At 66.2% G+C, this 14,666-nt stretch carries 17 protein-coding genes; 10 read left to right on the top strand and 7 right to left on the bottom strand.

The features are described 5' to 3' along the window. Window positions 1-6: 6 nt before the first annotated feature. Window positions 7-285 carry a hypothetical protein gene (locus HMPREF2581_RS07920; protein WP_003094948.1) on the bottom strand — a complete coding sequence of 93 codons (279 nt, stop codon included), beginning with the start codon at window positions 283-285 and terminating at the stop codon, window positions 7-9. 283 nt (window positions 286-568) lie between these two features. Between HMPREF2581_RS07920 and HMPREF2581_RS33720 the strand changes: the two genes are divergently transcribed. Next, the gene (locus HMPREF2581_RS33720) at window positions 569-775 is read left to right on the top strand and encodes a hypothetical protein (protein WP_003094951.1); all 207 of its coding nucleotides are present in this window, start codon (window positions 569-571) and stop codon (window positions 773-775) included. A gap of 57 nt (window positions 776-832) precedes the next feature. On the opposite strand, the gene HMPREF2581_RS07910 is transcribed toward HMPREF2581_RS33720, so the two are convergent. Then, complete coding sequence (locus HMPREF2581_RS07910; protein WP_003094953.1) at window positions 833-1,420, bottom strand: YajG family lipoprotein; 588 nt, start codon at window positions 1,418-1,420, stop codon at window positions 833-835. Between the two features lie 841 nt (window positions 1,421-2,261). Here HMPREF2581_RS07910 and mqo point away from each other — a divergent pair. Continuing rightward, window positions 2,262-3,785, top strand: a complete 1,524-nt coding sequence (mqo, locus tag HMPREF2581_RS07905; RefSeq protein ID WP_003141615.1) for a malate dehydrogenase (quinone) — start codon at window positions 2,262-2,264, stop codon at window positions 3,783-3,785. Window positions 3,786-3,836: 51 nt separating this feature from the next. Here the strand turns inward: mqo and HMPREF2581_RS07900 are convergent, their stop codons facing one another. The 5 genes from HMPREF2581_RS07900 to HMPREF2581_RS07880 form a co-directional block, all read right to left on the bottom strand. Then, the gene (locus HMPREF2581_RS07900) at window positions 3,837-4,250 is read right to left on the bottom strand and encodes a VOC family protein (protein ID WP_003094957.1); all 414 of its coding nucleotides are present in this window, start codon (window positions 4,248-4,250) and stop codon (window positions 3,837-3,839) included. A gap of 256 nt (window positions 4,251-4,506) precedes the next feature. Next, entirely contained in the window at window positions 4,507-4,797 is a 291-nt protein-coding gene (locus HMPREF2581_RS07895; protein ID WP_003094960.1) for a PA4642 family protein, read from the bottom strand. A gap of 82 nt (window positions 4,798-4,879) precedes the next feature. After that, complete coding sequence (locus HMPREF2581_RS07890) at window positions 4,880-5,365, bottom strand: hypothetical protein (RefSeq protein WP_003094962.1); 486 nt, start codon at window positions 5,363-5,365, stop codon at window positions 4,880-4,882. A 62-nt stretch (window positions 5,366-5,427) separates the two neighbouring features. Next, window positions 5,428-5,901: a WbuC family cupin fold metalloprotein gene (locus HMPREF2581_RS07885; RefSeq protein WP_003094965.1), complete on the bottom strand. Its 474-nt coding sequence runs from the start codon at window positions 5,899-5,901 to the stop codon at window positions 5,428-5,430. A 1-nt stretch (window position 5,902) separates the two neighbouring features. Then, entirely contained in the window at window positions 5,903-6,460 is a 558-nt protein-coding gene (locus HMPREF2581_RS07880; protein ID WP_003094967.1) for a hypoxanthine-guanine phosphoribosyltransferase, read from the bottom strand. A 167-nt stretch (window positions 6,461-6,627) separates the two neighbouring features. On the opposite strand from HMPREF2581_RS07880, the gene upp reads away from it, so the two are divergent. From upp to HMPREF2581_RS07840, 8 genes are all read left to right on the top strand, one after another. Beyond that, window positions 6,628-7,266: a uracil phosphoribosyltransferase gene (gene upp / locus HMPREF2581_RS07875; protein WP_003094968.1), complete on the top strand. Its 639-nt coding sequence runs from the start codon at window positions 6,628-6,630 to the stop codon at window positions 7,264-7,266. A 2-nt stretch (window positions 7,267-7,268) separates the two neighbouring features. After that, the gene (locus tag HMPREF2581_RS07870) at window positions 7,269-8,552 is read left to right on the top strand and encodes a uracil-xanthine permease family protein (RefSeq protein WP_003094970.1); all 1,284 of its coding nucleotides are present in this window, start codon (window positions 7,269-7,271) and stop codon (window positions 8,550-8,552) included. Between the two features lie 319 nt (window positions 8,553-8,871). Next, window positions 8,872-9,420, top strand: coding sequence for a Csu type fimbrial protein (locus HMPREF2581_RS07865; protein WP_003099340.1), 549 nt, complete (start codon window positions 8,872-8,874; stop codon window positions 9,418-9,420). Window positions 9,421-9,450: 30 nt separating this feature from the next. Continuing rightward, window positions 9,451-9,984, top strand: a complete 534-nt coding sequence (locus HMPREF2581_RS07860; RefSeq protein ID WP_003135089.1) for a Csu type fimbrial protein — start codon at window positions 9,451-9,453, stop codon at window positions 9,982-9,984. Continuing rightward, on the top strand, window positions 9,984-10,526 hold the full coding sequence (locus tag HMPREF2581_RS07855) for a Csu type fimbrial protein (protein ID WP_003141616.1): 543 nt from the start codon (window positions 9,984-9,986) through the stop codon (window positions 10,524-10,526). Before HMPREF2581_RS07860 ends, HMPREF2581_RS07855 begins: the two co-directional genes overlap by 1 nt. An 18-nt stretch (window positions 10,527-10,544) precedes the next feature. Further along, window positions 10,545-11,333 (top strand): fimbrial biogenesis chaperone, encoded by a 789-nt coding sequence (locus HMPREF2581_RS07850; RefSeq protein WP_003141617.1) that lies wholly within the window; start codon window positions 10,545-10,547, stop codon window positions 11,331-11,333. A gap of 16 nt (window positions 11,334-11,349) precedes the next feature. Then, window positions 11,350-13,722, top strand: coding sequence for a fimbria/pilus outer membrane usher protein (locus HMPREF2581_RS07845; protein ID WP_003141618.1), 2,373 nt, complete (start codon window positions 11,350-11,352; stop codon window positions 13,720-13,722). Further along, window positions 13,719-14,666, top strand: coding sequence for a Csu type fimbrial protein (locus tag HMPREF2581_RS07840; protein ID WP_003099330.1), 948 nt, complete (start codon window positions 13,719-13,721; stop codon window positions 14,664-14,666). The genes HMPREF2581_RS07845 and HMPREF2581_RS07840 overlap by 4 nt, the downstream gene beginning before the upstream one ends.

Here is a 14,666-nt window from a genome sequence, read left to right as displayed (position 1 = left end):
GCCCTCTCAGAACCGCGTGCTGGCCCAGCTGACCAGCAGCGCCAGGCCCAGGCAGGCGGCGCCGAATCGGTAGAAGAACAGGTTGATCCGCAGGGTCGCCTCGTCCATCGGCAATGCCTCCTCCCCCGCCTCGCCCTCCGCGGCCCAGCGCGCCAGGGCGCGACGCTCGCGTGCGCGGGTGGCCAGCAGCAGCCAGGCGCCGGCGACACCGAAGAACAGCGCAAGGCCGTTCACGGCCTGCGCGGGATGGGCGAGGAACAGCGCCCACAAGGCTTGCAAGGACATCGATAACCTCCGCAACAGGACAACACGCCGGGGCTACCGAGTAACGCCTTGGGTGAGCTGATGACAGGACGGACCGTCGGGGACGGCGGGGAAGGACTGGTCGAATTCTATCCAGAATGCATGAGCGACGGCCAGCGACGACCGGGTTGTCGCGACGAAGCGCAGCGGTTAGCAGCAATCCGTCTAAAAAAGGCGCGGCCTCGCCAGCGTGACCGGCTAGTCTGAAAGTGCTTTGCCGGTCACAGACCCCCACCCAGGCAAACGACAACACAGGAGAGTCGTCATGCTGGAAACCGCACCCCACGAACATAACTATCTGATCGACCACCTGGACGAGATCGAGGCCGTGATCGTCGATCTTTCCTTCAATGTCCAGGACGACCGCTGGCTGGTGTACTGCACCGCCTGCGGCCATGAACACCTCGACCTGCCTGAGACCGACGAGCGCATCAGCATCGGCGAGCCGGACCCGTTCCACCAGGCCGCCTGAGTTTCCCGAGCGCATGAAAAAGCCCGGCATCCGCCGGGCTTTCTCGTTACCGCCGGCTCATTGCTGGCCGAGGGTCTGAGCGATGGTCGGGTCCTTGAACACGCGGGTCAGGGCGTCGCTGAGCACCTCGCTGACCAGCTTGCTGTTGGTCGCCTGGTTCGGCGCCATGCCGAAGCGCTGGTTCAGCGAGGCGCCGTAGCGACCGGTGTAGCGCCGGCTGCTGTTCTGCACGTCGGCGCGGAAGGTCGCGGTGATGTCGGCCTGGGTGACGTAGACGCCGTCCTTCGGCGACTGGTACTTCAGCTCGGCCAGGGTCAGGGTCAGTTGCGGCGCGTTGTAGGCGTTGGCCGAAGGCGTGTAGCCGAGCAGGCGCACGGCCGTCTCGGCCTGGGCCTGGAGCTTGGGCACCACGTCCTCGCTACGGACGGTCAGGGTGCTGGTATCGGCGTAGAGGCCGCCGCGGGTGCCCAGGGACGGGCCGGGACGGCCATCGACCACCTTGACCACCACCGGCTGGCCATGGCCGACGGCGGTCAACGGTCCTTTCAGGACCGGTTGCGGGTCCAGTTGTTGCGGGCTCAGGGCGCAGCCGCCGAGAACCAGGGCGCTTGCGGTCATCAGGCTGAGCAACAGGCGATGCAGCATGCTCATCTCTCCATGGGTTGGGCACGAATGGCCGGCAGTATAACGGCGCCGCGAAAGCACCGCAGCATTGCCTTGGACGTTCGCCACGGGGCGCGGTTCCTCGCCTGTGGCAGGTGGCGCAGGGCACGCATGCCCGGCGTTTGGCAGATACGGCGCGGCGGATTGTCCCAGGGGGCTTTCGCCGGCGGGCACTTCGTGACCGGGAATGGGAAAAAAGTCTAAGGAGCGGGGTATTTTTTGATTTTCACCGTTATAATCGCCCCCCGATTATAAGGACGCCTCCTGATCGGGTTCCGGCCCCCGCGCCATCCCCCCACAGAGAGCCGCCAGTAGAGCGCTGCCCCATGAGGCAGACGCCCTGAAACGCCTGTAGCGAGTTTTTCGGCAAGGAATGCCGCATGACCCCGCACGATTCTGCGAAGGCATGCCCGCGACAGACGAGCCCTTCCGGCCCATGTCTCCAAAAGAGCGTGGATCGAAGGTATTTCACTACTTCACGAGAGTGTGGCGAGCAATGAAGAGTTTTGCGTCGGTAAGTGCGCCATTAGCGCTTGAAACAGCCCCCCGCAGACGCGACCGCAGCGGATACCTCATGACCAGAGCCTGACGGCCCGTTCCGTCGCGAATGTGCTTGCACGACCGGATGCCCGCATGGGCCAGCCAGGCTGCCAGATCGCCAGCCCCGCGCCCGGCATCCATAGGCGATGACGCCCGGCGTCCCGCCGTTGTTGCGAAGAATCGGACATGACGGCTCCCTCCGCCGCTGCCTGCCGGCCCGTACCGGCCTCGGCCCCGCCCCGTCTGTCGTCAATTTGGTGCTGAAGATTTTGGAGAAGCGTTAATGGCGCAAAACGATCACGAAACAGTCGACATGCTGCTGGTAGGCGCCGGCATCATGAGCGCGACCCTGGCGGTCCTGCTCAAGGAACTCGACCCCAACCTGAAGATGGAAGTCGTCGAACTCCAGGAGTCCGGCGCGATCGAAAGCTCCAACCCGTGGAACAACGCGGGCACCGGCCACGCCGGCCTGTGCGAGCTGAACTACACCCCGCAGTCGGCCGACGGCAGCATCGACATCAAGAAGGCGGTGGGCATCAACACCATGTTCGAGGTGTCGAAGCAATTCTGGTCGCACCTGGTCGCCAAGGGCACCTTCGGCTCGCCGAAGACCTTCATCAACCCGGTGCCGCACCTGAGCTTCGTGCGCGGCAGCGAAGGCATCGCCTACCTGAAGAAGCGCTTCGAATCACTGACCAGGCACCACGCCTTCGAGACCATGGTCTACTCCGAGGACAAGGCCACCCTCGCCGAGTGGATGCCGCTGATGATGCCGGGTCGTCCGGCCGACGAAGCGATCGCCGCGACCCGCGTCGAGGGCGGTACCGACGTCAACTTCGGCGCCCTGACCAACCAGCTCCTGCAACACCTGGCGCAACAGCCGGGCGCGCAGATCCGCTACAACCAGAAGGTCACCCACCTGCGCCGCGCCGATAACGGCTGGCGGGTCACCGTCAAGGACACCCGCAACGGCGGCGACCGCGAGATCCAGGCACGCTTCGTCTTCCTCGGCGCCGGCGGCGGCGCCCTGCCGCTCCTGCAACTTTCCGGCATCCCGGAAGGCAAGGGCTTCGGTGGTTTCCCGGTGAGCGGCCAGTGGCTGCGCTGCGACAACCCGGAAATCGTCAAGCAGCACCAGGCCAAGGTCTACAGCCAGGCCGAGGTCGGCTCGCCGCCGATGTCCGTGCCGCACCTGGACACCCGCGTGGTGGACGGCAAGAAATCCCTGCTGTTCGGCCCCTATGCCGGTTTCTCCACCAAGTTCCTGCGCCATGGCTCGTTCCTCGACCTGCCGCTGTCGGTACGCCCGGGCAACATCCTGCCGATGCTCTCGGTGGCCCGCGACAACATGGACCTGACCCGCTACCTGATCGGCCAGGTCATGCAATCGCCGGAACAGCGCCTGGAAGCCCTGCGCAAGTTCTACCCCGAAGCCAGGGCCGAGGACTGGCGCCTGGAAGTCGCCGGCCAGCGCGTGCAGATCATCAAGAAGGATCCAAAGAAAGGCGGCATCCTGCAGTTCGGCACCGAGCTGGTGGCCGCCCACGACGGCTCCATCGCCGCCCTGCTGGGCGCCTCGCCGGGCGCCTCGGTGACCGTCTCGATCATGCTCGGCCTGATCGAGCGCTGCTTCCCGGAGCAGGCCCGCTCGCCGGAGTGGAGCGCCAAGCTGAAGGAAATCTTCCCGGCTCGCGAGAAAGAGCTGGAAAGCGACGCCGAGCTTTACCGCAGCGTCAGCAGCCGTTGCAGCGAGGTGCTGGAACTGACCGCGAAGAACGACGTGCAGGCCCCGGTCAACGCCGAGTGAGCCGCGCGCTATGGAACAAGCCGCCTTCGGGCGGCTTTTTCATTTGTGGAGTCAGGCGCCGGCCTCGCAATTGATCATCCAGGACACCCCGAAACGGTCCACCAGGGTACCGAAACAGGGCGACCAGAAGGTCTTGCCCAACTCCAGCTCGACCCGCCCGCCGTCCTCCAGCAAGGCGTCATAGCAGCGCCGCGCCTGCTGCGGGTCGCGGGTATTCAGCGAAAGGGAAATCCCGGAGATCGGCTGCAACGCCGGCCCGTGCCCGTCCGAGGCCATGATCTGGCTGTCGCCGATCTGCAGGTTGGCGTGCATCACCTTGTCGCACCAGCCTTCCGGCACCACCACCGGACCGGGCGCCTCGTCGAAACGGAACAGGAAACTCACCCTGGCACCGATGGCGTGTTCATAGAAACGCAGGGCCTCTTCGCAACGGCCGTTGAAGCAGACGTAGGGCTGGACGTACATGGGAACCTCGGCAGGCTGTTTTTCCTGTGAGTGTAGAAAAGCAGCAGCCTCTCGCAGAGCGAATAAAGCAGTCCTGGCCATTCGCCCCCCCCTGTCTCCCTGGCGCTCCGCAATGCGAGAAGGCCCGTATGCCTATCGTCCCTTGCCACCGCCAGCCGTCATTCGGGTGCTGGCGTTCGCCGACGGGTGGGATTCTTCGGCGGGCCGCGCAACGAAAAAGCCCGCCGAAGGGCGGGCTTTTCACCGCATGGCCGGCTCAGGCGCCCTTGGCCGCCTGCAGCGCTTCGATGTAGGGCGCGGCCTGGCGCTGGTCGGCGACCAGGGCGACGAAGTCGTTGCCCTTGGCGTCGCGCGCATCGAGATCGTAGCCGGCCTCGCGGAAGAAGGTGAGGAAGCGCTCAAAGTCGTCGATGCGCAGGCCGCGATAGGCCTTGATCAGCTTGTGCAGCGAGGGGGGCGTGTCGTCGGCCGGCTCGACGCCGAGGAACAGCTTGATCGACTCGTCACTGATCTCTTCGCCAATGATCTGTTTCTTGTCTTTGCGCATCGCTTTCTCTCAACGGCTCTGGGGCCGGGCTCGCCCGGCGCGGGATAAGGCCAGGCAGTTTACTCCCGGCGCGCGGCGAGGCTCAACGCGCGCGTACCGCGCCGGTGTGCAGGTCGGCCCAGACATGGCCGTTGGGATAGGCGAGGAACTGGCAATAGACCGTCTGGTTGCGCAGCAGGTCGAGCAAAGCCGGGTACTGCGCCAGCGGGTAGTTGAGCGTGAGGGTGCGGGTCCCGGCATCGTAGACCGGCTTCTTCAGGCTCTTGCCTTCGCTGTCGAACTGGATCAGCACCTGGGCCAGGGTCGCGCCCTTGCTCAGCGGTTTGCCCTTCAGGCGCAGCAGGGTCGGCGTGGTGATCGGGATCGGCTGCTGGTTGGACTGCCGCTGGTTGCCCAGCACCACGCTGTACTCGGTGATCTGGATCAGTTGCTGCTGCTCCGGCGCCTCCTGGCGCAACTGGCCATCGTCGGGCGGCAGGAAGCGCGCGTGCATCGGGGGATTCTCGGCGGCCAGGCCGGCCAGACTGACGAACAGGAGCAGGGAGCCGCACAGGCTACGGGCGAACATCGGGACCTCCGGACAGGGCGAGCCGGCACTCTAGCATGGCTGCCGACCCGCCGCCGAAGCGCTCAGGCGAACTGGGCGCGCATCCAGTCCCGGTAGGCCGGCGCATCGGCGCTGCCTTCGGCAGGCGCCCAACTGGCGAACTCGCCTTCGCCGAGCGGGCGGTAAGGCCCGGCCTTGCATTCGAACAGGATGCTGTCCGGCTCCAGCACCACCAGGGCATGGAACACCCCGGGCGGCAGGTCGACACCGGGGCAGTCCCCAGCGGCGCTCAACTCGCGCTTGTCGAGGAGTTCCCCGTCCTCGGCGAAGACCAGCAGGCCGAGACGGCCCTTGAGCACGATCAGCGCCTCGGCCTTGCCCGCATCCAGGTGCCGGTGCGGCGGGATGTAGGTATTCGGCTGGAGGCCCACTGCCATGCGGTGGCAGGGCTCCTCCATGCGGTGGAAGTTGTGATGCTGGCGACCACGCGGCGCGTTACCCGCCCCGCTCGCCAGTTCGGCGAACAATTGCTGGTCGAGGTAGCGCGGTCCGGCCATCTCAGAGCCCCTTGACCGCGAAGATGCCCGCGGCGTTGCGCCAGTAGCCCTTGTAGTCCATGCCGTAGCCGAACACGTAGCGGTCGGCGCAGTAGAGGCCGGTGAAGCTGGCCTTGAGGTCGGGCCGGGCCTTGCGCTCATGTTCCTTGTCCACCAGTACGGCGGTGTGCACCGCGCGTGCGCCGGCATGCTTGCAGAAGTCGATGATCGCCGAGAGGGTGTGCCCTTCGTCGAGGATGTCGTCGATGATCAGCACGTCACGGTCGATGAAGGAGATTTCCGGCTTGGCCTTCCAGAACAGTTCGCCGCCGGAGGTCTCGTTGCGGTAACGGGTCGCATGCAGGTAGGACAGTTCGAGGGGGAAGTCGAGCAGCGGGAGCAGCTTGCCGGAGAAGATCAGGCCGCCGTTCATCACGCAGAAGACCACCGGGTTGGTCTCGCCGAGATCGCGGTTGATCGCCTCGGCGACGCGACCGATGGCTGCCTCGACCTCGTCGTTGTTGAACAGGCAGTCGGCTTCCGCCATGACTTGGCGGATGTGCGCGAGATCGACGGACATGGTGCTTCTCCCTGGCTGGGCTGAGAAAAAGTCGGCAAAGGTACTCATCCGGTCGCCATCGGGCAACCCCCGGCGGTCGAGTGCGAATCAGAATAATGGTCCAGACTGTGCGGAATGCATTACGCTAGCGCAATTTTTTTGCCCGCCCCCGTTGGAGACAGTCGCCCATGCCCGTACATGAGATCCGCCACCCCCTCATCCGCCACAAACTGGGCCTGATGCGCCGTGCCGATATCAGCACCAAGAACTTCCGCGAACTGGCCCAGGAAGTCGGCGCCCTGCTGACCTACGAGGCGACCAAGGACCTGCCCCTGGAACAGTACGAAATCCCCGGATGGGCCGGCCCGGTGACGGTGGAGAAGATCTCCGGGAAGAAGATCACCGTGGTGCCGATCCTGCGCGCCGGCATCGGCATGCTCGACGGCGTGCTCAGCCTGATTCCCGGCGCCAAGGTCAGCGCGGTCGGCGTCGCCCGCAACGAAGAGACCCTGGAAGCACGCACCTACCTGGAAAAACTGGCGCCGGACATCGCCGAGCGCCGCTCGCTGATCATCGACCCGATGCTCGCCACCGGTGGCTCGATGGTCGCCACCATCGACCTGCTGAAGAAGGCCGGCAGCAAGGAAATCCGCGCCATGGTGCTGGTCGCCGCCCCTGAGGGCATCGAGGCGGTACGCAAGGCCCACCCGGACGTGATCATCTATACCGCCTCGATCGACGAGAAGCTCGACGAGAACGGCTACATCATTCCGGGCCTGGGCGACGCCGGCGACAAGATCTTCGGTACCAAGCAGAAGGAAGCCTGAACATGGGCGATGCCTTCCAGGAGCCGCTCTGGCGCCAGGTGCTGTCAGGCGCGCAGATGCTGTTCGTCGCCTTCGGCGCGCTGGTGCTGATGCCGCTGATCACCGGTCTGGATCCCAACGTCGCGCTGTTCACCGCCGGCCTCGGGACCCTGCTGTTCCAATTGGTGACCGGGCGCCAGGTACCGGTGTTCCTCGCCTCCAGCTTCGCCTTCATCACCCCGATCATCCTCGCCAAGGGCCAGTTCGGCCTGGCCGCGACCATGGGCGGGGTGGTCGCCGCCGGCTTCGTCTACACCTTCATGGGCCTGGCGGTGAAGATCAAGGGCACCGGCTTCATCGATAAACTGCTGCCGCCGGTGGTGATCGGCCCGGTGATCATCTCGATCGGCCTGGCGATGGCGCCGATCGCGGCGAACATGGCGATGGGCAAGGCCGGCGACGGCAGCGAGCTGCTGCCGTACCGCACCGCGATGATGATCTCGATGCCGGCGCTGCTCACCACCCTGGTGGTGGCGGTATTCGGCAAGGGTATCTTCCGCCTGGTGCCGATCATCGCCGGCGTGCTGGTCGGCTTCGCCCTGTCGTTCGTCTTCGGCGTGGTCGACACCGCCGCGATCGTCGCCGCACCCTGGCTGGAGCTGCCGAAATTCACCGCGCCGGAATTCAACTGGCAGGCGATCCTGTTCATCGTCCCGGTGGCCCTGGCCCCGGCCATCGAGCATATCGGCGGGGTCATCGCGGTGGGCGGCGTCACCGGCCAGGACTACCTGAAGAAGCCCGGCCTGCACCGCACCCTCCTTGGCGACGGCCTGGCCACCTCGGCCGCCGGCCTGTTCGGCGGACCGCCCAACACCACCTACGCGGAAGTCACCGGCGCAGTGATGCTGACCAAGAACTACAACCCGAAGATCATGACCTGGGCGGCGGTGATCGCCATCACCCTGGCCTTCGTCGGCAAGTTCGGCGCGATCCTGCAAAGCATCCCGGTACCGGTGATGGGCGGCATCCTCTGCCTGCTGTTCGGCACCATCGCCTCGGTCGGCATGAACACCCTGATCCGGCACAAGGTCGATCTCTCGGAAGCGCGCAACCTGGTGATCGTCTCGGTGACGCTGGTGTTCGGCATCGGCGGCGTGCTGATCGGCAGCGGTACCGGTCCCGACGACATCGGCCTGAAGGGCATCGCCCTGTGCGCCATCGTCGCCATCGTCCTCAACCTGTTGCTGCCGGGCAATGACGGCTGGCAGAACAAGGCGCTCGACGAACAGCACAAGGATTCGCACTGAAGCCAACGGGCGGAACACTTCGCTGTTCCGCCCGTATTCCACCAGTCTCGTTATCTTCAAACCATGTAGTCAATCGCTTACTACTTTGTAATTAAACTTCCTTGCATTTCCCAAATAACCACGCCATCTAACTGGCAGAGATCTACTCGCGCTGCTATATAGCCAGTCAAGCATGACTGGCGACCGCTCTGTGCCGCACCATCCATGAACTTAGAGTTTTGCGGATATATAAGGCCGATCATTTAAAGTCGTGGGAACTTTATTTATCCGCCAACATCGTCCTGCGCCACCGACATTCATTATCGACAGGAAGTTAGAGATGAATAAACGCATTCCGGCAGTCTTGTTGTTCTGTGCCTGCGCCAGCCTGCTGGGCACCGCCCAGGCCGCCGGTACGCTGATCGGCCAGGTCGGCGTGCAGATGGTCATCGGTGCCGGCTGCACCATCATCAACGGCAGCGTCAGCGGCGGTATCAACCAGTGGGGAACCCTGGACTTCGGCAGCCATTCCGACCTCACCAACGTGGTCGACGCGCAGACCGTCGGCACCAGCGGCAATATCCAGATCCAGTGCAGCACCGGCCTGACCCCGAGCCTGACGGTGAACGCAGGCCTGCACGCCAGCGGCGGCCAGCGCTACATGCAGAACACCACCACCACCAGCAGCACCATCGCCTACAACATCTATTCGGACGCCGCGCGCAGCGCGCTGATCCAAGCCAACACACCGGTGGACATCTCCTCGGTCTCCACCGGCACCGCGGTCAACATCCCCCTCTATGGCCGCGTGGTGCCCACCGGACAAAGCACACCCACGCCGACGGCGGGGACCTACACCGACACCCTGCTGGTCACCATCGCCTGGTAAGACGCGCCGCCAGGCGCGGCGCCAGGCAGCATGGTCCTGGGGGGACCGATGAGCCTGAACCGCTACTTCACCGGAGGACTGCTCTGCCTGCTCGGCTGCAACCCGGCAAACGCGCAGACCGCCACCATCGTCCTGAGCGCCACGCTGCTCCCGGCCTGCGAGGCAGGTAGCGTCGGCAGCGGCGGCGCGATCACCTTCGGCACCCTCGACTTCGGCCAGTACGCCTCCCTGAACAACGCCATCAGCGCCACCAGCCAGCAAGGCGCAGGCTCCATCCGGGTCAAGTGCGTCAGCGGCCAGACCTATGCGATCACGCTCGACGGCGGGCTCTACGGCAGCGTCGCCACGCGGCGCATGGCGAACATCGCCAACACCGCCCTCACCCTGACCTACAACCTGTACAGCGACCGCCCCGGCGGCATCGTCTGGGACAACACCACCGGCGTTGCCGCCACCGGCAACGGCAACGACCAGTGGTACCCCATCTACGGCCTGGTGCCGGCACAGACCACGCCGGTCGCCGGGACCTACCGCGACACCGTCAACGTGACCATCAGCTGGTGATGCCGATGTCCAGCCGGCGTCTACTCCTGTCGCTTCTCCTGCTCCCGCTGCCGAGCCTGGTCGCGCATGCCGATCCATCGCCGATCAGCCGCGCCTTCCAGGTCCAGGCGGTGGTCGCCAACGGCTGCGCCTTCGGCACCGCCATCAGCAACAACGCCTATGACCTCGGCACCCTGAGCTTCGGCACCCTCGGCAACCTGGCCAGTCCGGTTAACGTCGCCAGCAGCTCCGGGGCCGGCTCCATCGTCCTGACCTGCACTCCGGGAATGACCGTCTCCGTCGCCCTCGACTACGGGGTCAATGGCGGCAGCAGCAACCAGCGCTACCTGAAGCGGGTGAGCGGTAACGAGACCCTCGCCTACCAGCTCTACCAGGATGCCGCCTACTCCCAGGTCTGGGGCAACGGGGCGCTCGCGCGGACCATCGCCAACTTTCCCGCCAGCACCCAGACCTACACGGTATACGCGCGCCTGTTCGCGGTCGGCAGCCTGCCGTCCGCCGGCAACTACCGCGACACCGTCACCGTCACCCTTTCGTTCTGAGCCGTCATGGAGGATCACATGTCCAGTCCACACCTACCTCTCCGCCCCGGCCGCTGGCTTGCGGCGCTGCTGGCGCTGTTCCTGGGCGGCCCGACACAAGCCGCCAGTGCGGTGCTGATCTGGCCGATCAACCCGGCCATCGAAGCCGACCAACCGGCCACGGCGCTGTGGCTGGAGAATCGCGGCAAGCAACCGGTGGTCCTGCAGGTGCGCGTGCTCGGCTGGTCCCAGGCGGATTTCCAGGACGTCTATCGCAACCAGCAGGCAGTGATTCCCAGCCCGCCCTTCGTCAAGGTCGAGCCGGGCCGCCGACAACTGGTCCGGCTGATCCGCCAGGGCGGCCAGCCCAGCACGCCGGAGGACGCCTATCGGGTGCTGATCGACGAAGTGCCCGACGGCAGCGCGGGGCAGACGCAACGAAGCCCCGGTCTCGCCCTGCAGTTCCAGATGCGCTATTCGGTGCCGCTGTTCGTCAGCGCCGACGGCGTCTGGACCCAGCCCCGCAGCGATGTCGAGCGCGACCCGGCCGACGCGACCCGGCCGAAGCTGGCCTGGCGGCTGGTCGAGGAACAGGGCAAGCGTTACCTGCAGGTGCGCAACGAGGGTAGCGTGCACGCCCGCCTGAGCCATGTCCGCTGGGAGGGCAACGGCCGCAGCCTGGCGCTGCTGGACGGCCTGCTCGGCTACGTGCTGCCCGGCCAGCAGATGCGCTGGCCGCTGCCGCCGGGGCTGCTGCCGGACGCCGGCATGACCCTGAAACTGCAACTGGCGGACAACGACGCGCCGATCAGCGTTCCCGGCTACTGAGGCGGACGTCGGTCCCGTGCCTCGCCCGTGTCAGCGGCGCTCCCGCCACCACCGCTCGCTACTGATCGGCCTGGCGCTGCTCTCCCCTGTCCATGCGGCGGACTACCTGGCCGGACTGCCGCCGCCGCAACCCGCTCCGTCCGGCGGCGGCAACGTCCTCTACTACCTGGAACTGGTGATCAACGGCCGCGACAGCGGCCAGGTGGTGCCGGTCAACGCCGCCGATGGCCATTACCTGCTCGACGCCGCGGCCCTGCGCGAAGCCGGCGTGCGCCTGCCTGGCAACCCCGCCGGACAGGTCGCGGTGGACGCCCTGCCCGAGGTCCGGGCGGACTATGACAGCGCCAGCCAGCAACTGCACCTGCAAGTGCCGCCGGACTGGCTGCCGGAGCAGCGCTTCGACGATCCCGGACTGGTCGCCCGCGCCCCGGCGCGCAGCAGCCTCGGCGCGCTGTTCAACTACGACCTGTACTACTCGGCCCCCGCCGACGGCGCCACACCCTGGCTTTCCGCGCTGCTCGAGCAACGTCTGTTCGACGGCTTCGGGGTGATCTCCAACACCGGCGTCTACACCCGCTATTTCGGCGACGCCGACAACCTCGACAGCCGCTACCTGCGCTATGACACCTACTGGCTGTACAACGACGAACGCAACATGCACAGCTACCAACTGGGCGACTACGTCAACGGCGCGCTGAACTGGACCACCCCGGTACGCATGGGCGGCTTTCGCTTCGCCCGCAACTTCGGCGTACGTCCGGACCTGGTCACCTATCCGCTGCTGCGCTTCGACGGCCAGGCCGCCGTACCCAGCACCGTCGACCTGTTCATCAACGGCTACAAGGCCAGCAGCGCCGACCTGCAGCCCGGTCCCTTCGCCATCAGCAACGTGCCGTATATCAACGGAGCCGGCGAAGCCACGGTGGTGACCACCGACGCCCAGGGCCGACAAGTGGTGACCAGCCTGCCGTTCTACGTATCCAACACCCTGCTGGCGCGCGGCCTGAGCGATTTCGACCTGTCCGTCGGGCGTCTGCGCGACGACTACGGCCTGCGCAACTTCTCCTATGCCGACAATGCCGCCAGCGGCATCTACCGCTACGGCGTCAGCGACCGCCTGACCCTCTCCACCCACGCCGAGGCCGCCAGCGACCTGCGCCTGCTCGGCATCGGCGGCGACATCGCCGTGGCCACCTTCGGCACCCTCAGCCTGGCGGCCAGCGGCAGCGACGGCCAGGGCGACAGCGGCCAGCAATACCTGCTCGGCTACTCCTACTATTCGCGACGGCTCGGCCTCAGCCTGCAACACATCGAGCGCAGCGCCGGTTATGGCGACCTCGGCACCCTGGACGGCGAGTACCAGTTGAGCCGGCGCACCGACCAGGCTACCGCCAGCCTGACCTTCGACGAGCAGGGCACCATCGGTGCCGGCTACTTCGACATCCGCGCCCGCGACGGCAGCCGCACGCGCCTGGCCAACCTCTCTTACAGCCGCCCGATCGGCAGCCGTAGCAGCTTCTACCTGGCGCTGAACAAGGATCTCGACGGCGACGGCTACAGCGCGCTGATGCAACTGGTGATTCCCTTCGACATCAACGGCCTGCTGAACATCGGCGTCACCCGCGACAGCGACCGGCGCTACAGCGAGCGGGTGATCTGGAGCCGCTCCACGCCGAGCCAGGGCGGTCTCGGCTGGAACCTCGGCTATGGCGGCGGCGCCAGCCGCTACCAGCAGGCCGACCTGACCTGGCGCATGCAGAACGTGCAACTGCAGGGCGGCCTCTATGGCGAGACCGGCAACTACACGCGCTGGGCCGATCTCAGCGGCTCGCTGGTATGGATGGACAACGCCGTGTTCGCCAGCAACCGGATCAACGACGCCTTCGTCCTGGTCAGCACCAAGGGTTATCCACAGGTGCCGATCCGCTACGAGAACCAACTGATGGGCAGCACCGACGACAACGGCCACCTGCTGGTGCCCTGGGTCGCGGCCTACTACCCGGCGAAGTTCCAGATCGAGCCGCTGGACCTTCCGGCCAACGTCAGCGCGCCCGAAGTCGAGCAGCGCGTGGCGGTACGCCAGGGCAGCGGCCTGCTGCTGGATTTCCCGATCCGTGCCGTGGTCGCCGCCAGCATCAGCCTGGTGGACGAGCGCGGCGAACCGCTGCCGCTGGGTAGCCGGGCCGAAGAAACCGGCAGCGGCCAGCGCGCCAGCGTCGGCTGGGACGGCCAGGTCTATTTCGAAGGATTGCAAAGCGACAACCAGCTACGCGTGGTCCGCCCCGACGGCCGGGCCTGCCAGGCACGCTTCCGCCTGGACACGCGCAAACCCACCGTCAGCCAGGTCGGCCCGCTGACCTGCTCGGCCCCCATCGGAGATACGCCATGAGCCGCCACTCCACGTCCGCCTGCCTGCTCGGCTTCGCTACGCTCTGCGCCAGCCCGTTGCTGCTCGCCGCCTGCACCACCAGCTCCGGCACCGGCAATTTCGGCAGCCTGAGCTCGTTCACCGTGGCCAGCACCGCACAGACCATCACCGGCACCACCGGCTTCAAGTGCACCGGCAGCCTGTTGTCGATCCTCAGCACCAACACCATCGACGCGACCATCGCCAGCACCGCCAATCCGCTGGGCACCACGCCGCGGCTGTACAATGCCGCCAGCGGCACCTACCTGCCCTACAGCATCTGCAAGGACAACGGCTGCGGCACCGTCTACAACGTCGGCTCGACGGTACGCTGGAGCAGCACCACCTTCCTCGGCATCCTCGGCCTGTTCAACGCCACCGACGGCAGCCTGCCGCTGTACCTGCGCACCGCCACCGGGGTGACCCTGCCGGCCGGCACCTATACCGATACCATCGGCCTGAACTGGGCCTGGCACCTGTGCGCGGCGGGCATCGGCCCAGTCTGCGTATACGACGACGGCACCGCCAGCAGCAGCGTCAACGTTACCCTGACGGTGCTCAAGGACTGCTTCATCGACAGCGCTCCGGACCTCAGCTTCGGCAGCGCCGCGCTGGTCTCGGCCTTCACCGCGGTGAACCAGAACATTGGCGTGCGCTGCACCCTGAACGCCACCTATACCATCGGCTTCGACAACGGCAACAACTTCAGCGGCGGCTGGCGGCGAATGCTCAGCGGCGCCAACGCGATCCAGTACAACCTCTACAAACCGGGCGACTCGACGGTCTGGACCACCAGCAACACCCAGGCAGGCACCGGTAGCGGCGCAGCGCAGAACGTGCCGTACCGGGCCATCGTCAACCCGGCACAGGGCAACGTCCCCGCCGGTACCTACAGCGATACCGTGCGGGTCATCCTCACCTACTGA

Origin of the sequence: Pseudomonas sp. HMSC057H01 (assembly GCF_001836405.1) — a bacterium.
In the GTDB taxonomy this organism is placed as follows: domain Bacteria; phylum Pseudomonadota; class Gammaproteobacteria; order Pseudomonadales; family Pseudomonadaceae; genus Pseudomonas; species Pseudomonas aeruginosa.
This window is presented reverse-complemented; position numbering and strand designations above follow the sequence as displayed.